This is a genomic window from Derxia gummosa DSM 723, from assembly GCF_000482785.1.
In the GTDB taxonomy this organism is placed as follows: Bacteria; Pseudomonadota; Gammaproteobacteria; order Burkholderiales; family Burkholderiaceae_E; genus Derxia; species Derxia gummosa.
This window is the reverse complement of the sequence record NZ_AXWS01000007.1, coordinates 417,692-443,479: the sequence shown is the minus strand read 5'-3', so window position 1 is coordinate 443,479 and position 25,788 is coordinate 417,692. Positions and strand designations below refer to the sequence as shown.

The 25,788-nt window shown below is 71.1% G+C and carries 16 protein-coding genes; 9 read left to right on the top strand and 7 right to left on the bottom strand.

Annotated features, from left to right (window positions below; genetic code table 11):
• Positions 1–43: 43 nt before the first annotated feature.
• The 3 genes from H566_RS0103130 to H566_RS0103120 form a co-directional block, all read right to left on the bottom strand.
• Positions 44–1,462, bottom strand: coding sequence for an aspartate ammonia-lyase (locus tag H566_RS0103130; RefSeq protein WP_028310288.1), 1,419 nt, complete (start codon positions 1,460–1,462; stop codon positions 44–46).
• Between the two features lie 148 nt (positions 1,463–1,610).
• Positions 1,611–2,561, bottom strand: coding sequence for a LysR substrate-binding domain-containing protein (locus tag H566_RS0103125; RefSeq protein WP_028310287.1), 951 nt, complete (start codon positions 2,559–2,561; stop codon positions 1,611–1,613).
• 6 nt (positions 2,562–2,567) lie between these two features.
• A complete protein-coding gene (locus H566_RS0103120; protein WP_051377934.1) occupies positions 2,568–5,090 on the bottom strand; it encodes a DUF3772 domain-containing protein in 2,523 nt (840 codons plus the stop codon).
• A 447-nt stretch (positions 5,091–5,537) separates the two neighbouring features.
• On the opposite strand from H566_RS0103120, the gene H566_RS0103115 reads away from it, so the two are divergent.
• The gene (locus tag H566_RS0103115; RefSeq protein ID WP_028310285.1) at positions 5,538–6,689 is read left to right on the top strand and encodes a phosphatidylserine decarboxylase; all 1,152 of its coding nucleotides are present in this window, start codon (positions 5,538–5,540) and stop codon (positions 6,687–6,689) included.
• Positions 6,690–6,710: 21 nt separating this feature from the next.
• Here H566_RS0103115 and mutL read toward each other — a convergent pair whose 3' ends face one another.
• Positions 6,711–8,984, bottom strand: a complete 2,274-nt coding sequence (gene mutL, locus H566_RS0103110; protein WP_084544702.1) for a DNA mismatch repair endonuclease MutL — start codon at positions 8,982–8,984, stop codon at positions 6,711–6,713.
• A gap of 90 nt (positions 8,985–9,074) precedes the next feature.
• Between mutL and H566_RS0103105 the strand changes: the two genes are divergently transcribed.
• Positions 9,075–9,722 (top strand): DedA family protein, encoded by a 648-nt coding sequence (locus H566_RS0103105; RefSeq protein ID WP_028310283.1) that lies wholly within the window; start codon positions 9,075–9,077, stop codon positions 9,720–9,722.
• A gap of 67 nt (positions 9,723–9,789) precedes the next feature.
• On the opposite strand, the gene H566_RS29585 is transcribed toward H566_RS0103105, so the two are convergent.
• The 3 genes from H566_RS29585 to H566_RS0103090 form a co-directional block, all read right to left on the bottom strand.
• Entirely contained in the window at positions 9,790–11,169 is a 1,380-nt protein-coding gene (locus tag H566_RS29585) for a vanadium-dependent haloperoxidase (RefSeq protein WP_028310282.1), read from the bottom strand.
• A 323-nt stretch (positions 11,170–11,492) separates the two neighbouring features.
• Positions 11,493–12,905, bottom strand: a complete 1,413-nt coding sequence (locus H566_RS0103095) for a vanadium-dependent haloperoxidase (protein ID WP_028310281.1) — start codon at positions 12,903–12,905, stop codon at positions 11,493–11,495.
• 127 nt (positions 12,906–13,032) lie between these two features.
• Complete coding sequence (locus H566_RS0103090; RefSeq protein WP_028310280.1) at positions 13,033–14,235, bottom strand: M20 aminoacylase family protein; 1,203 nt, start codon at positions 14,233–14,235, stop codon at positions 13,033–13,035.
• 333 nt (positions 14,236–14,568) lie between these two features.
• Here H566_RS0103090 and H566_RS0103085 point away from each other — a divergent pair, with 333 nt between their 5' ends.
• The 7 genes from H566_RS0103085 (at position 14,569) to H566_RS0103055 (ending at position 25,657) form a co-directional block, all read left to right on the top strand.
• Positions 14,569–15,546 carry an ABC transporter permease gene (locus H566_RS0103085; RefSeq protein WP_028310279.1) on the top strand — a complete coding sequence of 326 codons (978 nt, stop codon included), beginning with the start codon at positions 14,569–14,571 and terminating at the stop codon, positions 15,544–15,546.
• A 52-nt stretch (positions 15,547–15,598) separates the two neighbouring features.
• Positions 15,599–16,486, top strand: a complete 888-nt coding sequence (locus H566_RS0103080; RefSeq protein ID WP_028310278.1) for an ABC transporter permease — start codon at positions 15,599–15,601, stop codon at positions 16,484–16,486.
• 173 nt (positions 16,487–16,659) lie between these two features.
• The gene (locus H566_RS0103075) at positions 16,660–17,502 is read left to right on the top strand and encodes a hypothetical protein (RefSeq protein WP_028310277.1); all 843 of its coding nucleotides are present in this window, start codon (positions 16,660–16,662) and stop codon (positions 17,500–17,502) included.
• 63 nt (positions 17,503–17,565) lie between these two features.
• A complete protein-coding gene (recG, locus tag H566_RS22590) occupies positions 17,566–19,890 on the top strand; it encodes an ATP-dependent DNA helicase RecG (protein ID WP_084544700.1) in 2,325 nt (774 codons plus the stop codon).
• A 126-nt stretch (positions 19,891–20,016) separates the two neighbouring features.
• Positions 20,017–22,173, top strand: a complete 2,157-nt coding sequence (locus H566_RS0103065) for a molybdopterin-containing oxidoreductase family protein (RefSeq protein WP_051377932.1) — start codon at positions 20,017–20,019, stop codon at positions 22,171–22,173.
• Positions 22,174–22,250: 77 nt separating this feature from the next.
• Positions 22,251–23,348, top strand: coding sequence for an aminopeptidase (locus H566_RS22585; protein WP_051377930.1), 1,098 nt, complete (start codon positions 22,251–22,253; stop codon positions 23,346–23,348).
• Positions 23,349–23,950: 602 nt separating this feature from the next.
• Positions 23,951–25,657, top strand: a complete 1,707-nt coding sequence (locus H566_RS0103055) for a long-chain-fatty-acid--CoA ligase (RefSeq protein ID WP_028310275.1) — start codon at positions 23,951–23,953, stop codon at positions 25,655–25,657.
• Positions 25,658–25,788: the final 131 nt, after the last annotated feature.

Genomic DNA, 25,788 nt, shown 5'->3' with positions numbered 1-25,788 from the left:
GGTGGTCGGGCACCAGCGCCGCGCCGCGCGGCGCCGGCCGCCGTCAGGCGAGGTGAGCGAGCCGCGTCGGCTGGGTGAGCCGCGCCGGCACCAGCAGCGCCTGCATCTCGACGCGGCTCATCACGCCCAGACGCTCGGCCACGTCGGCGATCGGCTCGCCGCCCTTGAGCGCAGCCTTGGCGATCGCCGCCGAGCTTTCGTAGCCGATGATCGGATTGAGCGCCGTCACCAGCGTGACCGACTCGGCCACGCGCTTCGCCAGCAGTTCGCGGTTCGGCTCGATGCCCTCGACGCAATGCTCGCGAAGCGTGTCGCAAGCGTTTGCAAGATGGCGCAGGCTCTTGTTGAGCGACCAGCCCATGATCGGCTCGAAGGCGTTGAGCTGGAGCTGGCCCGCCTCCGACGCCATCGTGATCGTCATGTCGTTGCCCACGACTTCAAAGGCAACCTGGTTCACCACTTCCGGGATCACCGGATTCACCTTGCCCGGCATGATCGACGAGCCGGCCTGGCGCGGCGGCAGGCGGATGTCGCCGAAGCCCGCCTGCGGGCCGGACGACAGCAGGCGCAGATCGTTGCAGGTCTTGGACAGCTTGACCGCGATGCGCTTGAGTACGCCCGACAGCTGCACGAAGGCGCCCGTGTCCTGCGTCGCCTCGACGAGGTTTTCGGCCTTCACCACCGGCACGCCGCTGATCCCGGCCAGCAGCGGAATCACCGCCTCGGCATAGCCGGCCGGCGCGTTGAGGCCGGTGCCGATCGCGGTCGCGCCGAGGTTCACCTCGACGATCAGCGCGCGCGCCTCGCGCAGCCGCTGCTCGTCCTCCTTGAGCATGACCGCGAAGGCCGAGAACTCCTGGCCCAGCGTCATCGGCACCGCGTCCTGCAACTGCGTGCGGCCGATCTTGAGCACGTCGGCGAATTCCGCCGCCTTGCGCTCGAAGCTTTCGCGCAGCGGCGCCATCGCGGCCAGCAGCTTCTCGATGCCGAACCAGGCGGCGAGGCGCAGCGCGGTCGGGTACACGTCGTTGGTGCTCTGCGAGGCGTTGACGTGGTCGTTGGGATGCAGCACGTCGTAGCGGCCGAAGTCGTGACCGAGACGTTCGAGCGCGCGGTTGGCGATGACCTCGTTCGCGTTCATGTTCGACGAGGTGCCGGCGCCACCCTGGATCACGTCCACGACGAACTGGTCGAGCAGCTCGCCGCCGATGATGTCGTCGCAGGCCAGGCCGATCGCGCCGGCCCGCGTCGCGTCGATGACGCCGAAGGCGAGGTTGGCGCGGGCGGCGGCCTTCTTGACCATTGCAAGCGCTTTCACGAGATCGGGCCAGTCGGCGAGAGTCTGGCCCGAGATCGGGAAGTTCTCGACGGCGCGGGCGCTGTGCACGCCCCAGTAGGCGGTGACGGGAATGTCCTTCTCGCCGAGGAAGTCGTGCTCGCGACGGGTGGCGTTGGCTTTCATGGCTGCTGCGCGTTGGTTGGGGTGAGGCCACTGTAGGTGGCGACCCCGCGCGCCGGCCAATTCCGTTTTGGCCGGAGGTCATGCGGCAAATGCATAACCTTGGCTGAAGGCTGTGGAGGCAGGCGGCGTTGCCGCAAGCCGCAAGCCGTCAGCCCGGCCGGCCCGCCTTGGCGCCTGTTGGCCGCGTACCCGTCGCGAGCTGCTGCCACAGCGCCTCCGCCACCGGCTTCGCCGCCCCGCGCCCGTTGCCCGGCCGCGCGCGATAGATGCGGATGTCCATCGTCAGCTCGAACTGCCCCTCGGGCGCGGCGCGCACCAGCCGGCGCGACCGCAGCTCGCGCCGCACCGCGCTCGCGGGCAGGAAGGCGAGGCCGTGACCTTCGAGCGCCATCGCCTTCAGGCCCTCGGCCATGTCGGTCTCGTAGATCGGGTCGAGCTGCTGCGGCGGCGCGGCGGCGAGGATCTGGCCCACGATGCGCGCCAGATAGGCGCCCGAGGCATAGGCCAGAAGCGGCAGCGGCGATGCGCCTTCATGCGGCAGCGTGAACAGCGGCCGGCCGTCGCGGTCGGGTCGGGCATAGGGCGCGACCGTCTCGCGGCCGAGCGTGAGCATCTCGTACTCGTCGGCGCGCAGCTCGATCGGCTGCGACGGATGGTGGTAGGCGATGAGCAGGTCGCAGCCACCTTCCACCAGCCGCATCACCGCGTCATGCACGTTGAGCGCGATGAGCCGGCTGCGCAGCGCGCCGAAGTCACGGCGCAAGCCCGACAGCCAGTTGGGAAAGAAGGCGAAGGCCAGCGTGTGCGGCACCGCGAACTCGACCATGTCGCGCGCCGCCTCGTGATGCGCGCGCATGAGGTTGCGCGTGGTCTGCACCGTGCCGAGGATTTCCATCGCCTGGGCGAGGAAGGTTTCGCCGGCGGGCGTCAGGCGCGTGGGGTATTGCGAGCGGTCCACCAGATCGGCGCCGGCCCAGGCTTCAAGCGCCTGGATGCGGCGCGAGAAGGCGGGTTGCGTGACATGGCGCAGCTCGGCCGAGCGCGAGAACGAGCGCGTCTCGGCGAGGCTCACGAAGTCTTCGAGCCAGCGGGTTTCCATGGCGGGTCAGGCGGCAGGCGCGGGCGGAAGGGGTTGGACGACCTGGGGCGGCATGGCCTGCGACGGCTCGCGCAGCACCATCGTCGGCGCCTTGCTCACCGTGATGCCGGCAGCGCGCAGCCGGCCGAGGATGTCGAACAGCAGCGCGCTGCGCACGCCATAGCTGTCGCGCGGCGAGGCGACGAAGCCGGTCGCGTTGAACATCAGCATCCCGGCCTCGATGCCGTCGAGAAACACGTTGGGCGCCGGCGCGTCGAGCACCGATTCATGCGCGCCGAAGGCGTCGAGCATGAGCTGGCGCACGCGCGCGGTGTCGCTGTCGAGCGGCATCGGCAGCTTGATCTGCACGAGGCCGAGCGGGTTGGCGTGCGTGATGTTGCGGACCGTCTTGGTGATGAACTCGGAGTTCGGGACGATGACCGTCGAGCGGTCGCCCATCTGGATTTCGGTGGCGCGCACGTTGATGCGCCGGATGTCGCCCTCGACCGCGCCGAGCGCGACCCAGTCGCCCACCTTCACCGGCCGCTCGGCCAGCAGGATCAGGCCCGAGACGAAGTTCTGCACCACCGCCTGCAGGCCGAAGCCGATGCCGACCGACAGCGCGCTCGCCACCCAGGCGATGCGGTCGAGGCTCAGGCCCACGGCGGACAGGCCGAGCGCGAAGGCGAACACGCCGCCCGCATAGCCGAGCAGCGACACCATCGAGGCGCGCATGCCCGCGTCCACCTGCGTGGTCGGCAGGAAGCGCTCGGCCAGCCACTGGCGCGCGATGCGCACCGCGAACATGCCGGCCGCGAACACCAGCAGCGCGCGCAGCACGGCGAAGGGGCTGAGATTGATCTCGCCCACCGACAGCCCTTCGCGCAGCTGGGCGCCGCGCTGCATCAGCTCGTCGGGGCCGGCGCCGAAGGGCGCGAGCACGCTCACGATGGCGAACAGCAGCAGCGTGAGCCGGATCAGGCCCGAGGCGAGCACCGCGATCTGGCGCGCGGCGGTGGGCGAGTCGCCCGGCGGATCGCCGGTCGGAGCGTTGCCCGGCGGATGGCCGGCGTGGGCGGGCGCGGGGGCGTCGGCCTCGGCGCGCGCCTCGGCAAGACGCCGGGCGCGGTCGGCGACGAGGCCCATGCAGGCGTCGTCCACGAGCGCGAGCAGCAGATAGGTGGTGGTGCCGACGATCGCCACCCACGCCACCTGGCGCGTGATGAAGGCGCCGAGCGCCACGTAGCCGACCAGGAAGCTGGCGATGCTCGCGATCAGCGCCACCCAGGCCGCGCCCACGAGCAGCACGAGCCAGGTCGGACGCGGCACCGGATCGGGCTGCTCGGGATCGGCCAGCGCCTCGCGCCGCAGGCGTTCGAGCCGCACGAGGGCGCTGCCCATCATCAGCGCGAGCACGAGGCCGTAGATGCAGTTCCACGCGACCGAGGTGCTGAGGGTCGCGCTCACCGTGGTGGCGAGCTTTTCGCCGAGCCAGCCGACCACCACCACGGTACCGAGCAGGCGCGGATAGACGCGCATGCGCAGCGCGGTCGAGTCGGCCAGCGGCGGCAGGCGCCAGGACGGCCGGTCCGGCGACAGCAGCGCATGGCCGAGCCCGGCCACGTAGCCGCCGAAGAACACCACGCCAACGAGGCCGCCGAGCAGCGCCTCGGTGGCGTCGGAGAGCCGGCCGGTCGCGTCGAAGCCGACGTGGACGACCAGCCCCATCAGCCCCGGCGCGAGCGTGCCCAGCAGCGCCAGCGCCGCCGCCAGCGCCGAGCGCCGCAGACGGCCGGCCGGCACGCGCGCCGCCGTCAGCCGCATGAGCCAGCGCCCGAGCCACCAGCGCGCCGCGCCGAGCGCGACCAGCAGCGTCAGCACCGCCGGCCAGACCCAGCCCGGCGCCAGCGCGACGGCGTCCTCCAGCTCGGTGCGCAGCGGCCAGAGCCGCCCGAGGTCGCGCGGCAGGTTGCCGGCCAGCTCGATCCAGAACGCGGGCGCGACGATGGACGCGGTGCGCGCGCCGAGCGCGGCCTGGAAGCGCACGCGGCGCAGGTCGGAGATGCGGTTGGCCGCCTGCTCCGCTTCGACGCCGAGCAGGCGCGCGAGCTTGAGCTGGGCGTCGAGCGTGCCGCTGTCGCGGTTGAGCGCCTTGCGCTGGGCCGCGATGTCGGCGGCCTCGGGCGTCACCGCCTTGCCGTCGGGCGCGGGGCCGAGTTCGGCGAGGCGGGCCTTCACGCCGTCGAGCTGGGGCGCGAGCGTGCTGGCGGTCTGATCGGCGCGTTGCTGGAGGGCGAGCGCGTCATCGCGCAGGCGGGCGAGGTCGTTGTCGTCGAGTTCGCTGTCGGCGAGGCGCTTCTGGATCGCGTCGAGCTGTTCGCGCGAGGCGTCGAGCACCGCGTCGATGTGCGCGGCCTGGGGGCTGGTGGCCGCTTCATGCCCGGCGGCACGTTCGACCGCGTGGAGCGGCACGGTGGCGCAGGTCAGCCAGACGAGCAGGAGCAGGGCGGTCAGGGCGTGCGCGAGGCGCGGGGCGAAGCCTGGAGGCATGGGCGGGAGCGTCGGTCGTCGGGCGGGAGATTCTGCGCCGGCCGCGTCGCTGCCGGTCAGCCTCGGGGCGCAATGCCGGGCCGGCAGGGCATCCCGAAGGCGAAATTCCATTCGGCTTTCAATTGCCGAGATGATTGTCGTCGATTCGGGTGAATTCATCACCCGGCAATTGGGCCTGCCTGCCATCCGGTCGGGGCTTTACCTCGCCGAATTGCCCTCCGGAATGCTCGCCGGTAACAAGATCGGCGGGGCGGCTGCGGTAACCGTATGGCGAACCCGCCTGCCGCGATTGCATGCATAAATGCCAGCCCGGATTGCGACTCCGGTGCGTCGCCGGACATGGCGTGATTGCCAATCAATGCCCGGTCTTTCCCGCGCTGGAAATGGAATCGTCGCTTCCATTCATGAAAGGCAACGGTCCGGCATCGACCGGAGGAGAAAATGGCAATGGACAGACAGCAGCGTCAAATCCGCAGCGAAGTGGTTCGGGAACTCATCGGTCTGGTCGAAAAGTACGGCTGGCATAACCGCTTCGCCATCGCGATCGAAAGCGCGCAGCGGGCCAACATCCCCGAGATGGCCGACATCCGCGCCCTGGCCGACTACTACTTCTGGATCGACGATCTGCTCCACTGGGTGCCGTCGGAGGACGAGCCGGGACGCAAGGTCTACAACCACATCTGCAAGTTCTATTTCGTGCTCGACCAGCCTTCGGTGCGCGAATTGCAGAACCGTGTCGTGCCGCACGAAACCGCCGCGCCGCTCACGCCGCTGTCAGCCTGGATGGTGCAATACGCCCGGGCGCTCGGGAAGTTTCTCGATACGCCGGAATCGCTCACGCCCGAATCCCTGGCCAGTTTCCGCGCTTCGCCAAATTACAACATGGACGATTACATCGTCCCGCACGGTGGCTGGAAGACTTTCAATCAGTTTTTTGCCCGCAATTTCAAACCGGGTCGTCGTCCGATCGCGGCGATTGCCGATGATTCGGTCATCGTTTCGCCGGCCGATTCCACTTTCGCCGGCCAGTGGGAAATCCGGCCCGATTCCGGCGTGACCGTGAAGAACCTGCATTGGCAGGTGAGCGAACTGCTCGCGGGCAGCCCCTACCGGGACCGTTTCACGAACGGCATGTTCATGCACGCCTTCCTGAACACGACCGACTACCACCGTCAGCACGCGCCCGTGGGCGGCACCGTGGTCGAGGCGCGGGTGATTCCGGGCCAGGTCTATCTGGACGTGGTGTCGGAGCCGATCGCGGGGGATGCGGAGGGGGCGCGCCGTCTGCGTCCGGTGCGCAGCTTCGATGCCGAGGACGGCACGGGCTATCAGTTCGCCCAGGCGCGCGGCCTGGTCGTGATCGACTCGCCGATCGGGCTGGTCGCGGTGCTGCCGATCGGGATGGCGCAGGTGTCGTCGGTCGTGCTGACGGCCGAGGTGGGCGCGACGCTGCGCAAGGGCGAGGAGATCTCGTACTTCCAGTTCGGCGGCTCCGACATCGTCGTGCTGTTCGAGGCGCGCTCGAACGTGAGCTTCACGGCCCAGCCGAACGTGCATCACAAGGTGGGCGTGCGCATCGCCCAGGCCTTTCCGGCCTGAGCGCGATGCCGGTGCGCGGGCTCAGCGCCCGCGCAGGAACAGCCGGTCGAGGTCGCCCATGCCGAGCTGCACCCAGGTCGGGCGGCCGTGGTTGCATTCGTCGGCGCGCTCGGTGGCTTCCATCTCGCGCAGCAGGGCGTTCATTTCCTCCAGGCTCAGGCGGCGGTTGGCGCGCACCGCGCCGTGGCAGGCCATCGTGGCGAGCAGTTCGTTCTGGCGTTCGGCCAGCAGGCGCGAGCCGCCGGTCTCGGCCAGGTCGCGCAGCACGGCGCGGGCGAGGGCGGTGGCGTCGGCATCGCGCAGCAGGGCGGGCACGGTGCGCACCGCGAGCGTGGTGGGCGAGACCTGATCGAGCTCGAAGCCGAGCTGTTCGAGCGTCGCGCGCGATTCGTGCGCGGTGCCGATCTCGACTTCCGACGCGAAGAAGGTGGCCGGAATCAGCAGCCGCTGCACCGGTAGCGCCGACTGCGCGAGCGAGGCCTTGAGCCGCTCGTACACGGCGCGTTCGTGGGCGGCGTGCATGTCCACCAGCACGAGACCGTCGGCGTTCTGGGCCAGCACGTACACGCCGTGCAGCTGGGCGAGGGCGTGGCCGAGCGGCTGGGTCTGAGCGGCGGCCGGACGTGGCGATGCCGGCGCGGCGAGGTCGGTATCGGCGGGGCTTGCCGGCGGCTGCGAGTTCGCCGCCGAGAGCGGGAGTGCGGCGCGGTCCCGGTCCTCGCCGTCGGCGCGCGCCAGATAGCGCGCGGGCGGTTCGGCGGCCAAGCCGGTTCGGGCCGGCGCGCGGCCGAGGCCCATCGGGTCGGGCGAGCCGGACGGCGCGGCGCGCCACGGCATCGGCGGGTTGGCGAAGGCGGCGCGCTCGGCCACGCCGGAGCGCTGCGGCAGACGCGCCGCGAGGGATTGCAGGTCGAGTGGCGCCTGGGCGGCGGTCGGAACCGGACGCGGTGCGTCGGCGTCGCGCGCGGCATCGCCCGGTCGTGACGCGGGCGCGAGGCTTGGCGGATTGCCGCGCGCGGCGTGGGCGTCATGCGGGCTTGCCCTGTCGGCCAAGCCGGGAGCGCCGGTCGCCGTCTCCGCGCCCATCCCCGTCGCACCTGTTGCGCGCGCGACCGCGCTGCCGAGCAGCCCGCCCGAGGCCAGCGCCCCCGCCGGCCGCGCCAGTGCCCGCTGCACGGCGTGGAACACGAACTGATGCACCGCCCGCCCGTCGCGGAAGCGCACCTCGGTCTTGGCCGGATGCACGTTCACATCCACGAGGCGCGGATCGAGCGCCAGCGCCAGCACATAGGCCGGCTGGCGGTCGCCGTGCAGCACGTCGGCATAGGCGGCGCGCACCGCGTGCGACAGCAGCTTGTCGCGCACGAAGCGCCCGTTCACGTAGAAGTACTGGGTGTCGGCCCGCGCGCGCGCCGCGACCGGCAGGCCGATCGCGCCCGCGAGCGTGATGTCGCCGGCCGCCTCTTCCAGATCGACCACGCTGCGCGCGAACTCCTCGCCCAGCACCGCCACCAGCCGCGACTGCCGGCTCGCGCCCGCGAAGTTGAGCGTCGCGCGCGCGCCGTGCGTGACCGTGAATTCCACATCCGGCCGGGCCAGCGCGATGCGCCGGATCACCTCGGCGCAATGGCCGTACTCGGTCTGCTCGCTCTTGAGGAACTTGCGCCGCGCCGGCGTCGAGAAATACAGGTCGGTCACGTCCACCGTCGTGCCGGTGGCGCCGAGGCCGGCGCTCGCGGCCGGGCCGATCTCGAGCGGGCCGTGATGGTTGTGCACCTGCATCGCATGCGGCGCGCTCGCGCAGCGCGTGGTCAGCGCCAGATTGGCGACCGAGGCGATCGAGGCCAGCGCCTCGCCGCGAAAGCCGAGCGACGCGACCGATTCCAGCTCGGCGAGGCTCGCGATCTTGGACGTGGCATGGCGCGTGAGCGCGAGCGCGAGATCGTCGGGCGTGATGCCGCGGCCGTCGTCGCTCACGCGCACGCGGCGCACGCCGCCTTCCTCCAGCCGGATCGCGACGCGGGTCGCGCCGGCGTCGAGCGCATTCTCGACCAGCTCCTTCACCACCGACGCCGGCCGCTCGACCACCTCGCCGGCGGCGATCTGCGAGATGAGGGTGTCGGGCAGGGCGAGGATGCGGCGCGGGGCGGGCTGGCCGACGCTTGCATCGGGCGCGGCGGCCACCGCCTCGCCAGCGCTCAAGGCATCGGCCGGCGCGGTCGAGGCGGCGGTCACGGGCGACGCGGGCGCCGGCGTGCCGGCGGCAAACAGGGCTTCGGAAGACGGCTTTGTCATCGTCCGATTATAGAAACCGGCAAGCGCCCGGCCGGCGTCACGACCGGCCGGTAAACTCGCCGCTCCCTCCTGACTTCCCCTCCCGCCGACGTGGACCTACTCGTTCAAGCCTTCGACTACATCGTCCATCTCGACAAGCACATCGCCGCCTTCTGGGAGCTGTACGGCGTGTGGCTCTACGTGCTGGTGTTCATCATCATCTTTGCCGAGACGGGCCTCGTCGTGACGCCCTGGCTGCCCGGCGATTCCTTCCTGTTCGTGCTGGGCGCGCTCGCCGGCATCGGCGGCGGGCCGGACGTGACGCTGCTGCTCGCGCTGCTGTTCGTCGCGGCGGTGCTCGGCAACACGAGCAACTACTGGATCGGCCGCTGGATCGGGCCGAAGCTGTTCCGCTCGGGCAAGTCGCGCATCCTGTCGAAGGAGACGCTCGACAAGACCCATGCCTTCTATGACAAGTACGGCTCGTTCACGCTGATCGTGTCGCGCTTCGTGCCGCTGGTGCGCACCTTCGCGCCCTTCGTGGCCGGCCTGGGCGCGATGCCGCATGGCCGCTTCCAGTTCTATTCGGTCGTGGGCGGCGGTCTGTGGGTCGGGCTGTTCGTGGGCGCGGGCTATCTGTTCGGCCAGATCCCGGTCATCAAGAACAACCTGCCCCTCGTGATGTTGGCGGTGGTGGTGCTGTCGCTCGCGCCGCTGGCGGTGCAGATGATCAAGAGCAGGCTCGCGGCGCGCGGCTGAACCCGCCTCCGAATGAAAAAGCCCGGCGTCATGAGGCGCCGGGCTTTTTTTTCGTCCGTGGCGGCCGTCAGAGCGGGCGCATCTTCGCGGCGACGATGGCGCTGCCGATCGTGCGGCCGACCGTGAGGCTGTCGCTGGTGGCGGCGCGGAAGTTGAAGCCGAGCTTCACCTGCGCATCGGCCGAGGCCTGGGCGGCGCTCGCGAAGTCGTCGTAGTGCAGCGTCAGGCCGGTGGACGAGCTGCTCGTCACGTCGAAGCCGCGCAGGCCCGACACGATCAGGCTGTCGAGCACGGCCTGGGCGGCGCCGGCGGCCATCACGTCGCCGGACGGATGCGATGGCGAGGCGGGCGTGCGGCGGTCGCTGTCGGCGAGGCCGAGCGGCTGCCAGCCGGCGTCGGCGGTGAGCGAGCCGTCGGCCAGCCCGGCGAAGCGGATGGCCGTTTCGGGGCGCCAGAAGTCGGTGGCGTACTGCGCCGAGTAGGACACGATCAGGCTGTCGGCCACCGCGACGCTCACGAGCGCGTGCAGGCGGATGCGCGCCGCGCCGTCGAGTCCGCGCGCGGTGGCGATGGTGTCGGCGATGCGGTTCCACATCGTCGGCGCGTTCTCGAACCAGAAGCGGGCCTTGGCGTCGTCACCGTCGGCGCGCACGGTGGCGCAGCCGGCCGGCGCGGCCACGGCGGCGCCGGTGCAGCGGGTTTCCTCGTAGTCGGCGCGGTAGGCGGCGCTGGTCAGGTCGCCGCCGTAGGGCGCGGTGATCTGGCTGGCGTAGGTCGCGGTCGAGCCGATGGCGAACGGCGTGACCGCACCCCAGCCGGGCACGGCCAGCGAGGTGGCGCCGGTGGTGAAGGCGTAGCGGCCGGCGGCCGAGGGCGTGGTGCCGGCCGGGATCACATAGCCGGCGGGCGGGGTGTTGTCGTTGGCGGCGCCGTCGTTGGCGCGGCGTTCGAGCACGGCGGCGGCGACCGCCTCGCCGAGCGCGACGCCGCGCGTCTTGGCGCTGCCGTCGGCGATCGCGCCGAGCACCTCGGTATAGGCGCTCTCGTACACGCTCGCGTACTCGGGCAGCGTGGCGCGGAACACGGCGCGCATCGCGGCGGCGACGGCGGCGTTGGGATCGGCCGTCGGCTCCGACAGGCTGGTGAAGATGAGCGGCTCGTAGCTGCGCCTGATGCCGTTGAGCGCGTCATGCGCGGCGATGTAGGCCATCGCGTAGTCGCGCGAGATGCAGGCCGAGCAGCTGTCGAAGGCGAGGCTGGCCGCGTAGGCGGTGACGGTGGCGACCGCGATCTCGTCCACCCGCTTGGCCACGGCGGTCGAGAAGGGGACGCTCGCCGTGCTGTCCGACGAACCGCCTCCGCCACCGCCGCCGCCACAGGCGACGAGCAGGGTGGCGGGCAGCAGGGCGGTGGCGACGAGACGCGCGATCTTGGTCTGGGGGGTCATTGCTCGGGATTCCGGAAGAGGACTGGCCGCGCCGCGCGGGCGCGTGGCGGGATGGCGGCAGTCTTTCATCGGCGTGGCGCTCGCCTTGGGGCGAGGAAGGCGGGAAAAGGACGGCAATCCCGCCATGCGCAGTGAGCACTGCGCCAGACGTGAAGACGCCCGTGCGCCGGGCTTTCCGGCGGCTTTCCCGGGGCGTTCGGACGGCTTTCGGCGCGGCTCACGCGACACGGCACCGTGCCGCGTGAGCCGCGAAAAAAAACGGGCATCCCGAGGGATGCCCGCAGTGATGGCCTTGCCGCGCCGGCGTGCGCGACAGGTTCGCGTCAGAGCGCGGTGAGCTTGGTCTTGAAGGTCATGTCGCCGATGTTGTTGCCCTGGGTCATGCTGTCCGTCACGGCGCGACGGAAGTGGAAGCCGACATAGATGCGCGAGTTGCCGTTCTCGGTCTCGGCCTGGGTCAGGCTCGTGTAGTTGCGCACCTTGCCGGACAGCGTCGTGCTGCTGGCGCTGAAGCTGATGGTGTCGCTGCCGAGCACGCCGCGCAGCACCGCCGCCGCCGCCGAGCCGCAGCCGGTGTGCACCGAGGCGTAGTCGGGCCAGGGCGGGGTGATGATGAGCGCCGACCAGGCGGCATCGGGCGTGGTCGAGGCGTTGCCGTCATCGGCCGTGCGGATCGCGGTGATCGGACGCCAGAACTGGTAGGTGTACTTGACGTAGAGCGAGGCGACGCTCGCGTCCGACATCGCCATCTCCAGCAGCGCGTACATGCGCGCCTTGTCCCAGTCGTTCATCGACCGGTTGTTGGCGATGCCGATCGCCAGCCGCAGCCAGGTGGTGGACGAGTTCTCGTACCAGAAGTTGGCGTAGTCCTTCTCGTCGGCCGTGCGGCAGACGCCGGGCTGGTTGGCGGCATCGCCGCAATCCAGGGTGCTGCCCTTGGCCTTCACCTCCTTGTAGTCGGTCAGGTACTCGGGGGCCTGCACTGCCTCGGCGTTGCTGCTGCTGCCGTAGGGGCGCGGCAGCGCGTACACGCCCACGCTCGCCATCGCGAAGGGGGTGACATCGCCCCAGCCCACGGCAAAGGGCTTCTGCGCGCTGTTGCCGGCCTCGGCGTAGTCGGGGGTGATCTGGTAGTAGCCGGTGGTCGTGGGCGCCGAGTACGCCTTGCTCAGCGCCGCGCCCATGCCGTCGTTGGCGCGCCTGGCGATGATCGCGTTGCCCGCCGTCGTGCCGATCGAGATGCCGAGCGTCTTGGCGTTGCCGTCGGCGATGCCGGCCAGCTCGCTCTGGTAGCGCGCGTCCAGCTCGGCCAGCTTGGTCGCGTAGTCGAAGCCGAGCTTCCAGCCGCTGCGGGTGGCATTGAGTTCGTTCTTGAGCACGGTGTACATCGCCGCCGCCACTGCCGCGTCGGGGTTGGCCGACGACTGGTTGAGCGAACTCGACACCGCGTAGCGCGCATAGCGCGGCGAGATCGAGTTGAGCGCGTCATGCGCGCCGATGAAGGCCATCGCGAAGCTGCGCGCCTCGATCGGGCCGGCGATCTCCAGCTCGGACATCAGGTCGATGACGAAGGACGACCAGCGGGTCACGGCCTGGGTGGTGACGGCAGTGCCACCGCCGCCGCCGCTGGAACCGTTGACGGTGACGCCACCGCCGCCGCTGCAGGCCGAGAGGGAGATCGCGAGTGCGGCGGTCGCCGATGCGAGAAGGCGCCGGCGCGAGGTAAACCGGGTCATTGTGTGGATGCCTGAAGGTAGTTGGACTGGCTCGACCCGCAGGCGGTTGGGGTGTGGGCGGACGTTCACATCCGCCTCGTGCCCGCGGCTCGGACCGGAGTCTGAGCGCGGCGGGCACTCGCGGTCCTTACGTCCCGTTACTTGCCGACAAGCGGCGCGCCACGAGGCGCGCCCAGTAGCTCGCGCCGAGCGGGATGAGGTCGTCGTTGAAGTCGTAGCTCGGGTTGTGCAGCGTGCAGGGGCCGAGGCCGTGGCCGCTGTCGCGGTGGTCGCCGTCGCCGTTGCCGATGAAGACGTAGCAGCCGGGCTTTTCGAGCAGGAAGTACGAGAAGTCCTCCGCGCCCATGGTCGGCTCGCGGTCGAGGATGACGCCGTCGGTGCCGACGAGGTCGGTCAGCACCGAGGCACAGAACGCGGTCTCGCCCGGATGGTTGATGGTGGCCGGGTAGTTGCGCAGGAACTTCATCGAGGCGGTCGCGCCGAAAGCGGGCGGCAGGCCGTCCACCAGCCGCTGCATTGCGCTCTCGATGCGGTCGAGCTCGGGGATGCCGAAGGTACGCACGGTGCCGCGCAGCATCGCTTCGTTGGGGATGACGTTGTAGGCGTCGCCGGCATGGATCTGCGTGATGCTCAGCACCGATGGCTCCAGCGGATTGCGCTCGCGCGCGATCACGCCCTGGAGCGCCTGCGCGAGCTGCACCGCGACCATCACGGTGTCCACGCCCAGATGCGGCATCGCGGCATGCGCGCCCTTGCCTTCGACGCGGATCGTGAATTCGTTGCTGCTTGCCATCCACGGACCCGGCCGCAGCGCGAACTTGCCGGCCGGAATGCCGGGCCAGTTGTGCATGCCGAACACCGCCTCGCAGTCGAAGCGCTCGAACAGGCCGTCGTCGATCATGGCCTTGGCGCCCGCGCCGCCTTCCTCGGCGGGCTGGAAGATGAAATGCACCCGGCCGTCGAAATTGCGGCTCTCGCTCAGGTACTGCGCGGCGGCCAGCAGCATGGCCGTGTGACCGTCGTGGCCGCAGGCGTGCATCTTTCCGTCGTGGGTCGAGCGGTGGGCGAAGTGGTTGTGCTCCTGCAGCGGCAGGGCGTCGAGGTCGGCGCGCAGCGCGATCGCGCGCTGCGACGTGCCGGCGGCGAGCGTGCCCACCACGCCGGTGCCGCCCAGGCCGCGTGTCACCGCGATGCCCCAGCCTTCGAGCAGGCGGGCGACGAGTTCGGAGGTGCGGTGCTCCTCGTAGGACACCTCGGGATGGGCGTGGATGTCGCGCCGGATCGCGCTGATTTGCGGGGCGATCTCGACGAGGCGCGGCAGGATTCGCAGGTCTCTGGCGTTCATGGCGAAGCTTCCGGGCGGCGGCGCGGACCGGCCCTGGCCGGGCGGCGCGGCCCGCGCATCGCGGCGCCGCTGGGCGCCGCTGCCGCCGGACCGCGCGGCGTGTCCGCGCGCGATTGATGACCCGCCGGAGTATGCATGCGGCTTGCCAGCGCGCCGGCGCCGGACCGGGCTTGCGGCAGGGGCGCTTGCCGGTTGCGGCGTTTGCCACGCTGCGGTCGCGGCATCTGCCGCGCGGTGGTCGCGCCGCCGGCCGCGCGCCGCCGGTTGCGGTCAGGCCCCCGCCGCCGTCATCCTGCGCGGCCACACCTCCGCATGCCGATGACAGCCTTCCTCCTCCGCCGCCTTGCCCAGAGCGCCGTCGTGCTGCTCGCGATGTCGATGCTCGTGTTCGCGGGCGTCTATCTCGTGGGCAACCCGGTCGACATCCTGCTCAGCCCCGACGCTACCCAGGCCGAGCGCGCCGCCACCATCGCGGCGCTCGGCCTCGACCGGCCGCTGTGGACGCAGTACGCGCGCTTCCTGCTCGACGCGCTGCACGGCGACCTCGGCCGCAGCTTCGTGCATGCGCGCCCGGCGATCGGCCTCATCCTCGAACGGCTGCCGGCGACGCTGGAGCTGGCGGTGGCGGCGCTGCTGATCGCGGTGGCCCTCGGCATTCCGCTCGGGCTGTGGGCCGGGCTGCGGCCGAAGTCGCTGGCCGGGCGCGCGATCGTCACCGGCTCGATCCTCGGCTTCTCGCTGCCCACGTTCTGGGTCGGGCTGATGATGATCATGCTGTTCTCGGTGCGGCTCGGCTGGCTGCCGGGCAGCGGGCGCGGCGAGACGGTAAGCGTGCTCGGCGTGCCGCTGTCCATCCTCACCGCCGACGGCTGGAAGCATCTGGCGATGCCGGCCTTCAACCTCGCGCTGTTCAAGCTCGCGCTGGTGGTGCGCCTCACGCGCGCCGGCACGCTGGAGGCGCTGGGCCAGGACTACATCCGCTGCGCTCGCGCCAAGGGGCTGACGCCGGCGCGCATCGTCGGCGTGCATGTGCTGGGCAACATCCTGGTGCCGATCGTGACGGTGGTGGGGCTGGAGTTCGGCGGGCTGGTGGCCTTCTCGATCGTGACCGAGACGGTGTTCGCCTGGCCGGGCATGGGCAAGCTCATCATCGACTCGATCAACCTGCTCGACCGGCCGGTGATCGTGGCCTATCTGCTCGTGGTGGTGACGCTGTTCGTGCTCATCAACCTCGTGGTGGACGTGCTGTACGTGCTGCTCGATCCGCGCGTGCGGCTGGGCGGGGAGGAGACGTGATGCGGCATGCCGTCATTCGCGCGCGGCGCCGGTCGCCGCGGGCCCGCATTGCATGCGCTTGCAGCGCGGGAGGCCGCGCATGAACTTCCTGCGCCGCTATGCCCGCTCGCGGCTTGCGCTGCTGGCCGCCGTCGTGCTCGCGCTGCTGCTGCTCGGCGCCGTGTTCGCGCCCTGGATCGCGCCGCAGAACCCCTATGCGCTCGACCAGCTCGACATCCTCGACGCCCGCCTGCCGCCCGGCGAGGCCGCGTCCGACGGCCATCTCGTGTACCGCCTCGGCAGCGACGAGCAGGGCCGCGACATGCTCTCGGCCATGCTCTACGGGCTGCGCATCTCGCTCGGCGTGGGCTTTGTCGCGACGGCGATCGCGCTGCTGGTGGGTGGTGCCATCGGCATCGTCGCGGGACAGGCGGGCGGGCGCGTCGAGGCGCTGCTGATGCGGCTGGCCGACATCCAGCTGTCCTTCCCTGCCATCCTCGTCGCGCTGGTGCTGATCGCGGTGCTGCGGCCCGGCGTGCAGAACGTGGTGATCGCACTGGTGGCGTCGCAATGGGCCTATCACGCGCGCACCGCGCGCTCGGCGGCGCTGGTCGAGCGCGGCAAGGACTACGTGACGGCGGCCCGGGCCTTCGGCGTGGCGCCGTGGCGCATCGCGCTGCGCCATCTGCTGCCCAACTGCCTGCCGCCGCTGGTGGTGGTGGCGGCGCTCCAGGTGGCGAACGCGATCGCGCTGGAGGCGACGCTGTCCTTCCTCGGCCTGGGCGTGCCCGTGACCGAGCCCTCGCTCGGCATGCTGATCGCCAACGGCCAGCAGTACCTGCTGTCGGGCAAGTACTGGATTTCGCTTTATCCGGGCCTGCTGCTGCTGGTGACGATCGTGGCGGTCAATCTCGTGGCCGACCGCGTGCGCGAGCTGCTCGATCCGCGCGGGCGGCGCTGACGGTTGCCGATTGCTTGCACGGAAGCCTGTCCGTCGAAGACTTGAGCTGAGGTGTTGTCGCCCGCCCGCGCCGCCATGCGTGCGAACCCGGGGCTTCACTAGCATCGACGAAGGCGGCAGCCTGCCGCCTGCCGGAAGCGGCAACCCATCCAAGAAGACAACAGGAGGCATCCATGCACATCGTCCATTCGCGCCTGCTCTCGATCCTTGCCGCCAGCGCGGCGATCGCCACCACCTTCCATGCCGCGCCCGCCGCCGCCGTCGAGTCGACCCGCCCGGCCATCGGCATCTGGGACACGCGCCAGCCCAACGCCCAGGGCGTGTTCGGCGGCGTGCGCGTCACGCCGGCCGCAAACCAGACCGATGCCGAGATGCAGGCGTCCGCCAACGGCTGCGCGCTCGGCACCGTCGATGCCAACGGTTTCGTGACCGCCACGCGCAAGCGCCGCATCGTCATCCGCAACGGCGACGGCACGACCGAAGGCAGCTACGACCTCGCCGTCACCTCGCTCGCCTTCCCGGCCTACGGCGGCGCGGCAGCCAGCGGCACGAGCTATTTCCGCGAGGACAACGTCCAGGTCTATCCGTCGAGCAGCTGCGGCTCCTTCCCCTACGAGCGTCGCCAGGGCGGCGGCATCGCCACGCTCGGCGACGGCACGAAGGTGCGCGTGTTTGGACTCGGCACGGTCGGCCGCTACGTCAGGAACAGCGCGTCCACCAACATCGGCCGCTATGCGTTCTGGGTGTTCAACGTCGGCGGAGGCAAGCGGGCGGGCTATCCCAAGACTTGGCTGAGCTATGACCCGGGCACCGGCTTCAACGTCGATCCGTCGGTCTCGGGCGTGGCCGACTTCCTCGGCGGCGACGGTGTCGATGAACTGCGCGTCGGGCTGTACAAGGACTTCAGCGCCAGCGCCGCCCATCCCAACGGCTACCGCCTCTGGCGCTTCTCGTTCTACAACCTCGCCGACGGCTCGGTGATCAAGTCGGTCGATACGGTGGTGAACAACCCGTAAGCGGGCGGGGCACCGCCGCGACGAGGCTGACGCAGCGCGCCGGCCTCGCGCAGAATCCGCCCCATGTCTTTACCTAGCGACACCGCATCCCCGCCCGGGCGCGGCCGGCGCAAGGCCGGCGACGCCGCCGAGCCTGCCGTCGGCGCCGATGACCCGATGGCCGACACCGCCCCGGGCAGCGTCGGCCGCGCCCGCGCCGGCAAGCGCGGCAAGTCCGCCGCCACGTCCGCCGCCCACCCATCGCCCACCGACACCCTCGGCCGCCGGCTCGAACGCATGGGCCTGCGCACCGCGCGCGACTTCGTGCTGCACCTGCCGCTGCGCTACGAGGACGAAACCCGCGTCACCCCCATCGACGAGCTGGAGCCGATGCTCGTGCAGCAGGTCGAGGTGAAGGTGCTCGCGGTCGAGGTGGCGCTGCGCGGCCGCAAGCAGCTGCTGGTGCGCGCCGAGGACGACACCGGCGAGATCCTGCTGCGCTTCCTCAACTTCTATCCGAACCAGGTCGCGGCCTTCAACGCGGCCGAGCGCGACGGCAAGCCGATGCGCGTGCGCGGCGAGGTGCGCCACGGCTGGCTGCCCGGCGCGCCGCCCGAGATGGTCCACCCCAAGTTCCGGCTCGTGGCCGAGGGCGCGCCGCTGCCCAAGGCGCTCACGCCCGTGTATCCGGCGGCGGCTGGCGTGTCGCAGGTGGTGCTGCGCAAGCGCATCGAGGCGGCGCTCAAGGCCTTCCGGCTCGACGAGGTGCTGCCGCCCCGGCTGCTGGAACGTCTCGGCTACCTGCCGCTGGCCGACGCCGTGCACACGCTCCACCACCCGCCGGTGCGCGACAACGCCGCGCTGCTCGACAAGAGCCATCCCGCGTGGACGCGCATCAAGTTCGAGGAGCTGCTGGCCCAGCAGCTCGCGATGGCGCGCGCGCGGGCGCTGCGGCTCGCGCGCCGCGCGCGGCCGATGCCGGCCGGCGGCGACGGCGTGCGCGCCCTGCGCGGCGCGCTGCCCTTCGCGCTGACCGAGGCGCAGGAGCGCGTGGTGGCCGAAATCTCGGCCGACCTCGCGCAAGCCCGGCCGATGACCCGCCTGCTCCAGGGCGACGTCGGCGCGGGCAAGACCATCGTCGCGGCCTTCGCGGCGATGCAGGCGATCGACGCCGGCTTGCAGGTCGCGCTCATGGCGCCGACCGAAATCCTGGCCGAGCAGCATCTGCGCAAGCTCGGGCCGCTGCTTGCGCCGATCGGCGTCAAGACCGTGTGGCTGGCCGGCTCGCAGAAGGCGAGCGAGCGCCGCGCGGCGCTGGAGGCGCTGCTCAGCGGCGAGGCGCAGCTCGCGGTCGGCACGCATGCGCTCATCGAGGACACGGCGCGCTTCCGCGCGCTGGGGCTGGCGATCGTCGATGAGCAGCACCGCTTCGGTGTGGGGCAGCGGCTCGCGCTGCTGCGCAAGGCCGATCCCGAAGCGGCGGCGCGGGCCGAGGCCGACGCAGCGGGTGACGTCACGGCAGGCGCCGGCGCGGCAGGCAAGCCGGGCGCCGCTGCCCGCCGCGCCGCCGCCGCCGAACCCGCACTCGAAGTGCATCAATTGATGATGTCCGCCACGCCCATCCCGCGCACCCTCGCGATGACGGCGCTGGCCGATCTCGACGTGAGCACCATCGACCAGCTCCCGCCCGGCCGCACGCCGGTGCGCACGCGGCTGGTGGACAACCACCGCCGCGACGAGGTGATCGACCGCGTGCGCCATGTGGTCGCGGGCGGCGCGCAGTGCTACTGGGTCTGCCCGCTCATCGAGGAATCGGAGGCGCTGCAATTGCAGACAGCGATCGACACCCATGCGCGGCTGGTCGAGGAACTGGCCGGGCTGAGCGTCGGCCTCGTCCACGGCAAGCTCGCGGCGGCCGAGAAGCAGGCGGTGATGACCGCCTTCGCCGCCGGCGAGGTGCAGGTGCTGGTCGCCACCACCGTCATCGAGGTGGGCGTGGACGTGCCCAATGCCTCGCTCATGGTGATCGAGCATGCCGAGCGCTTCGGCCTCGCCCAGCTGCACCAGTTGCGCGGGCGCGTGGGGCGCGGCGCGGTCGAGAGCACCTGCGTGCTCATGTACGAGAAGCCGCTGTCGCCCGTCGCCGCCGAGCGCCTGCGCACGATGCACGAGACCACCGACGGCTTCGAGATCGCGCGCCGCGACCTGCGCATCCGCGGGCCGGGTGAGTTCCTCGGCGCGCGTCAGAGCGGCTCGGCGCTGCTGCGGTTTGCCGATGTGGAGCTGGACGCGGAGATTGTCGAGCGCGCGCAGCTCGCGGCGCGCTGGCTCGAAGGCCATGCGCCCGAGGCGGCGGCCGCGCATCTCGATCGATGGCTCGGCTCGCGCGAGGCTTTCCTGAAGGTGTAGCGCGGATCGTGCTTCACTTTCGCCCGCCGGACCGCGTCGCTTGCCCGTCTGCCGTACATCCATTGTTCGATCGCGCCGTCGAGTCCGCGCCGCTGAATCTCCCCTGAAGCCGCATCACCCCAAGCCATGAACGCACCCGCCGACCCGCAAGCCCTCGCCGCCAGCGGCACGCGCATCGTCCGCGCCGCCTGCCCGCACGACTGCCCCGACACCTGCGCCCTGCGCGTCGAGGTGAAGGACGGCGTCGCCGTGCGCGTCACCGGCGATCCCGACCACCCCACTACGCGCGGCGCGCTCTGCACCAAGGTCTCGCGCTACGAGCAGCGCACCTATCACCGGGACCGCGTGCTGCATCCGCTGCGCCGCGTCGGCGCGAAGGGCGAGGGCCGCTTCGAGCGCGCGACCTGGGATGAGGCGCTCGACGCGATCGCCGCGCGGCTCAAGGCCATCGCCGCGCGCGACCCCGAGGCCATCCTTCCCTACAGCTACGCCGGCACGATGGGCCTGGTGCAGGGCGAGAGCATGGCCGGGCGCTTCTTCAACAAGCTCGGCGCGGCGCGGCTCGACCGCACGATCTGCTCGGCCGCCGGCACGGCCGGCATCCGCTACACGCTCGGCGACCGCATCGGCCCCGACATGGAGGCCGCAGTCGATGCCGGCGTGATCGTGTTCTGGGGCACGAACGCGATCGCGTCCAACCTGCATTTCTGGACCTTCGCGCAGGAGGCGAAGCGGCGCGGCGCGCTGCTGGTGGCGGTCGATCCCTACCGCTCGCTCACGGCCGACAAGTGCGCGCTGCACATCGCGCCGCTGCCGGGCACCGACTCGGCGCTCGCGCTCGGCGTCATGCATGTGCTGATCCGCGAGGGCTGGCTCGACCACGACTACATCGCGCGCCACACGCTCGGCTTCGAGCAGCTCGCGCCGCGCGCGGCGGAGTTCCCGCCGGAGCGGGTTGCCGAGCTGTGCGGCATCACGGCGCAGGAAGTGCAAACGCTTGCGGCGGTGATCGGCACGCGGGTGCGCGCGGGCGCCTCGTTCCCGCTCCCCGACGCCGTCGCCCGCGCGCGCGGCTCCGTCTTCATCCGCCTCAACTACGGCATGCAGCGCGCGGCCGGCGGCGGCATGGCGGTGCGCAACATCGCCTGCCTGCCGGCGCTCACCGGCGACTGGCGTCATCCCGCCGGCGGCGTGCTGCTCACCGCCTCGGGCAGCTTCGCGATCGACAACGCCGCGCTCGAACGGCCCGACCTGCTCGCCGGCCGCCAGCCGCGCGCGATCAACATGAGCACCATCGGCGACGACCTGCTGCGCCCCGCGTCGCCCGGCTTCGCGCCGATCGAGGCGGTGATCGTCTACAACAGCAACCCGGTCGCGATCGCGCCCGAGTCGCCGAAGGTCGCGGCCGGCTTCGCGCGCGACGACCTGTTCACCGTCGTGCTCGAACACTTCCGGACCGACACCGCCGACTACGCCGACTGGGTGCTGCCCGCCACCACCCAGCTTGAGCACTACGACCTGCACAAGACCTACGGCCACGCCTACGCGCTCATCAACGAGCCGGCAATCGCGCCGCTCGGCGAGGCGCTGTCCAACACCGAAATCTTCCGCCGCCTCGCCGCGCGCATGGGCTTCGACGACGCCTGCTTCGCCGAGACCGACGAGCAGATCGCCCGCCAGGCCTTCGACGCGCGCCACCCGCGCGGCCGCGTGGACTGGGCCGAGCTGGACGCGCGCGGCTGGGTGCGCGCGCCGGGCATGGCGCCCGCCGGCGGCTTCGCGCCCTTCGCCGAGGGCGGCTTCGGCACGCCCTCGGGCAAGTGCGAATTCTTCTGCGCCCGCATGGCCGACGCCGGCCTCGATCCGCTGCCGGCGTACATCGCGCCCTACGAGGTCGGCAACCCGGAGTTCACGGCGCGCTTCCCGCTCGCCGTCATCTCGCCGCCGGCGCGCAACTTCCTCAACTCCAGCTTCGTGAATGTCGAGAGCCTGCGCGCGACCGAGGGCGAGCCTCGCCTCGACATCCACCCGGCCGACGCGGCGGCGCGCGGCATCGCCGAGGGCGACCGTGTGCGCGTGTTCAACGATCGCGGCAGCTTCACGCTCGCCGCGCGCGTCACCGACCGCGCGCGGCCCGGCGTGGTGGTGGCGCTGTCGGTCTGGTGGAAGAAGCTCGCCGCCGACGGCCGCAACGCCAACGAGGTCGTCAGCCAGCGCCTGACCGACATGGGCGCGGGGCCGGTCTATTACGACTGCGCGGTGCAGGTCGAGAAGTGCGCGTGAGGCTGCTCGCTGGCCGGGGCTCGTCGCGCGCGACCGCCCGGCGCACGCGCAGGCAGGCGCCCGCGAGGCACGCTGTCATGCAAGCCTTTGCAGCCGGCGCGCTGCGCCCGGTTCGCGCGCTGCTCGCCGCCGGCCTGCTCGCCACCACCGCCGGCTGCTCCACCGTCGGCTACTACGCCCAGAGCGTCGCCGGCCAGGCCGAGCTGCTGCGCGAGGCCCGCCCGATCGACGACTGGATCGCCGACCCCGCCACCGACCCCAAGCTGCGCACCCGGCTCGAACAGGTCGCGGCGATGCGCGTCTTCGCCGTGCGCGAACTCGGCCTGCCCGACAACGAGAGCTACACCCGCTACGCCGACCTGCGCCGTCCCTACGTCGTGTGGAACGTGTTCGCCACGAAGCCGCTGTCGCTCGCGCTGGAGACGAGCTGCTTTCCGGTCGTGGGCTGCGTCGGCTATCGCGGCTACTTCGCCGAGGCCGACGCGCGCGCCTGGGCCGAGCCGCTGCGCGCGCAAGGGCTGGACGTGAATGTCGCCGGCATCCCGGCCTATTCGACGCTCGGCTGGTTTGCCGATCCGGTGCTCAACACCTTCGTGAACCTGCCCGAGCCGGAACTCGCGCGCATGCTCTTCCACGAGTTGTCGCACCAGGTCGCCTACGCGAAGGGCGACACGATGTTCAACGAGAGCTATGCCACCGCCGTCGAGCGCGAGGGCGTGAAGCGCTGGCTCGCGCTGCGCGCCGATCCGTCACTCGCCGCCGCCTACGCCGTGTACGACGGCCGCCGCCACGACTTCCTCGCCCTCATCGACACCCAGCGCGAACGGCTCGCCGCCCTCTACGCAAGCGACCTCGACGACGACGCGAAGCTAGCCGCCAAGCGCGATGCCTTCGCCCGGCTGCGCGCCGACTACGAGACGCTCAAGCGCGAACGCTGGAACGGCTACGCCGGCTACGACCGCTTCTTCGCGCAGGACCTCAACAACGCCCACATCGCGGCGATCGCGGCCTATCACCAGCTCGTGCCGGCGTTCGAGCGCCTGCTGGCCGAGCAGCACGGTGACCTGCGCCGCTTCCACGCCGAGGTCAGGCGCCTTGCGCGCCTCGGGCCGATCGGCCGTCGCCAGGCCATCGAGCGCCTCTGCGCCGACTGCCTGCCCGTCGATCCGCGCTGACCGCGTCCGGCGGCCCGCGTCCGGTGCCGATGCCGGCGCTTCCGCCGCGCGATCCGCGTCGGCCGCCGGTGCCAATCCCCACGCCATCGGCCGGCGGTCAGCATTCGCTCGGCCTTTTCATCTCGCGATGCGGCAAATGGCCTGGGCGTGACAAATCCATTTTTTTGATCACGGTCAGGGCGGAAATCCGGAACGGCAAGGCTGCGATTGCCGGTTCTCGCCATGCGTGCTGTTTTTCACGATCCGGCATTAGGGAAAACGCTTGGAAGCGCCTACTCGCATGCAACGGCCGCCGTGACGACGCGGTGGGCATCGATCACATCGGCCGCATGTGTAACCCCCCTGGCTCTCGGATCAAGTGGCACGCGTCACGCTAGGAATCCGCCCTAGAAGGCGCGCGACGATGTCTGCCTCTCGCCCAGGCCTGCGTGACGAGGCGCGCAGCGCCGTCCGGCGCGCAACGGCCATCCCATCTGGCGGGGTGCGGCAACAGGTTTGCTCCGGCTATCGGGTGACGTGAGGCGGCGCTAGCATCCCGGCGCCCGCCGGCGCGGGCGGGCGCGCGACGCATCCGCCGCACGCCTACAAGAACGGAGATCGCCATGAACGCCACCACCGCCCTCATGCCTCACGGCCGTCCCTGGCTTGAGCACTACCCGCCGGGTATGCCGGTCGAGGTGGACGCGGGCCAGACGGCCTCGCTGGTCGAGCTGTTCGAGGACGCGGTGCGGCGTTTCAACGCGCGCCCGGCCTACTGGTTCATGGAGCGCCAGTACTCGTTCCAGGACGTGGACGTGGCGGCGCGGCATTTCGCGGCCTGGCTGCAATCGCTCGGCCTCGCGCGCGGCGCGCGGGTGGCGGTGATGCTGCCGAACCTGCCGCAGTTTCCGGTGGCGCTGTTCGGCATCCTGCGCGCCGGCTACACGGTGGTGAACGTCAATCCGCTCTACACGCCGCGCGAGCTGGAGTACCAGCTCAAGGACTCGGGCGCCGAGGCCATCGTCATCCTCGAGAACTTCGCGCACACACTGGAGCAGGTCATCGCGCGCACCGCGCTGCGCCATGTGGCGGTGACGGCGGTGGGCGATATGCTGGGCGCGCTCAAGGGTGGCGTGGTCAATCTGGTGCTGCGCCGCGTGAAGAAGGTGGTGCCGGCATGGAAGCTGCCCGGCCATGTGCGCTTCATGCGCGCGCTGGCCATCGGCGAGCGGCTGCCGTTCGCGCGCGCGAAGGTGGGGCGCGACGACATCGCCTTCCTGCAATACACGGGCGGCACGACGGGCGTGGCCAAGGGTGCGGTCATCACCCACGCCAACATGCTGGCCAACGTGCTGCAGTCGGCCGCCTGGTACGAGCCGGCGCTGCGCCGCATTCCGGTGGGCGAGCAGGTGCGCCAGCTGGGCGCGCTGCCGCTCTATCACATCTTCGCGCTCAACACCGTCTGCCTGCTGGGCATGTGCGTGGGCGCCGAGGTGCTGCTCATTCCCAATGCGCGCGACTTCGGCGCGCTGCTCGGCGCGCTGAAGAAGCATCCGGTGCACGTCTTTCCGGCGGTCAACACGCTGTTCAACGCGCTCATGGACCATCCGGCCTTCGGCGGCATCGACTGGTCGAAGCTCAAGCTGTCGGTGGGCGGCGGGATGGCGGTGCAGTCGGGCGTGGCGGCGCGCTGGCTCGAGAAGACGGGCTGCTCGATCGTCGAGGGCTACGGCCTGTCGGAAACCTCGCCGGTGGTGTGCTGCAACCCGACTACCGCCAGCGGCTGGAACGGCAGCATCGGCATGCCGCTGCCGGGCACCGACATCAGCATCCGCAACGATGACGGCAATCCGGTGGCCATCGGCGTGCCGGGCGAGCTGTGCGTGAAGGGCCCGCAGGTGATGCGCGGCTACTGGAACCGCCCCGACGAGACGCGCAAGGTGATGACGCCCGACGGCTATCTCATGACCGGCGACATCGCCGTGCTGGACGAGCGCGGCTTCGTGAAGATCGTCGATCGCAAGAAGGACATGATCCTGGTGTCGGGCTTCAACGTGTATCCGAACGAGGTCGAGGATGTGCTCGGCGCCTGCCCGGGCGTGAAGGAGGTCGCGGCCATCGGCGTTCCCGACCAGCATTCGGGCGAGGCGGTGCGCGTGTACGTGGTGCGCCGCGACGGGTCGCTCGACGAGGCCACGCTGCGCGCCTGGGCGAAGGACAACCTCACCGGCTACAAGCGGCCGAAGGAAATCGTCTTCCGTGACGAGCTGCCCAAGACGCCGGTCGGCAAGATCCTGCGCCGCGTGCTGCGCGACGAGGCGAAGGGCTGAGCCGCGCGGCGGCGCCGCGAACGACAAGGGCGCCCCGAGGGGCGCCCCTTTTTCATGTGCGCGGCCATGTCATGCGGCGCGACCGCCCGGCATGGCGCGGTCATCCGTGACACGGCGGTCGGCCGCGCTGC

Excerpts from the sequence above, each read along its gene's own strand:
- H566_RS0103130 (WP_028310288.1), bottom strand. The coding sequence starts at position 1,462 with ATGAAAGCCAACGCCACCCGTCGCGAGCACGACTTCCTCGGCGAGAAG.
- H566_RS0103125 (WP_028310287.1), bottom strand. The coding sequence starts at position 2,561 with ATGGAAACCCGCTGGCTCGAAGACTTCGTGAGCCTCGCCGAGACGCGC.
- H566_RS0103120 (WP_051377934.1), bottom strand. The coding sequence starts at position 5,090 with ATGCCTCCAGGCTTCGCCCCGCGCCTCGCGCACGCCCTGACCGCCCTG.
- H566_RS0103115 (WP_028310285.1), top strand. The coding sequence starts at position 5,538 with ATGGACAGACAGCAGCGTCAAATCCGCAGCGAAGTGGTTCGGGAACTC.
- mutL (WP_084544702.1), bottom strand. The coding sequence starts at position 8,984 with ATGACAAAGCCGTCTTCCGAAGCCCTGTTTGCCGCCGGCACGCCGGCG.
- H566_RS29585 (WP_028310282.1), bottom strand. The coding sequence starts at position 11,169 with ATGACCCCCCAGACCAAGATCGCGCGTCTCGTCGCCACCGCCCTGCTG.
- H566_RS0103095 (WP_028310281.1), bottom strand. The coding sequence starts at position 12,905 with ATGACCCGGTTTACCTCGCGCCGGCGCCTTCTCGCATCGGCGACCGCC.
- H566_RS0103085 (WP_028310279.1), top strand. The coding sequence starts at position 14,569 with ATGACAGCCTTCCTCCTCCGCCGCCTTGCCCAGAGCGCCGTCGTGCTG.
- H566_RS0103080 (WP_028310278.1), top strand. The coding sequence starts at position 15,599 with ATGCGCTTGCAGCGCGGGAGGCCGCGCATGAACTTCCTGCGCCGCTAT.
- H566_RS0103075 (WP_028310277.1), top strand. The coding sequence starts at position 16,660 with ATGCACATCGTCCATTCGCGCCTGCTCTCGATCCTTGCCGCCAGCGCG.
- recG (WP_084544700.1), top strand. The coding sequence starts at position 17,566 with ATGTCTTTACCTAGCGACACCGCATCCCCGCCCGGGCGCGGCCGGCGC.
- H566_RS0103065 (WP_051377932.1), top strand. The coding sequence starts at position 20,017 with ATGAACGCACCCGCCGACCCGCAAGCCCTCGCCGCCAGCGGCACGCGC.
- H566_RS22585 (WP_051377930.1), top strand. The coding sequence starts at position 22,251 with ATGCAAGCCTTTGCAGCCGGCGCGCTGCGCCCGGTTCGCGCGCTGCTC.
- H566_RS0103055 (WP_028310275.1), top strand. The coding sequence starts at position 23,951 with ATGAACGCCACCACCGCCCTCATGCCTCACGGCCGTCCCTGGCTTGAG.